The organism is Virgibacillus sp. M23 (genome assembly GCF_034190895.1).
GTDB classification, from domain to species: Bacteria; Bacillota; Bacilli; order Bacillales; family Amphibacillaceae; genus Virgibacillus; species Virgibacillus salarius.
Map to the genome: position 1 here is coordinate 1 of NZ_JAWDHA010000298.1, position 426 is coordinate 426.

Annotated in this window: 1 pseudogene; it reads right to left on the reverse strand. The window is 40.1% G+C overall.

Features of this window, described 5'->3' with window-relative positions:
* Nucleotides 1-426: pseudogene (locus RVS70_RS22655) on the reverse strand (DUF2339 domain-containing protein); the annotation flags it as partial.

Sequence of the window (426 nt, forward strand, 5' to 3'; positions counted from 1 at the left end):
ACGCCGTCAATCCTATCCGACATCCATATGGATAATTTGCTGAAGAATACAAGCAGCAGCAATGAAACAGCGGACGAAACAACGATTGTGATTTGTTTATAATGTATTTTCTTCGAATACAGATAGCCGCCAAATAGTGAGCAGATCAGCAGCAGCCAAGAGACAATGCTGAGAACGTGTAATGAACGTGCCGGGTATTGTATGAGGCCGCAGGCTGCCTGTAATAATACAATCACTCCGGCAATGCCGATCAACCAGCTTTTTTTGCGGTATGACACGTAACACATCATGATTCCTTGTAAGGTGAATATGATGTACAGCAAGCTCACATTTTCAGCTAATTCATCCGCTGCCAATACATTAAAATAAATCATAGAAATGAGAAAAAACGTATGTTTGATTTCGGCAAATTCTTTAATTTTCCAT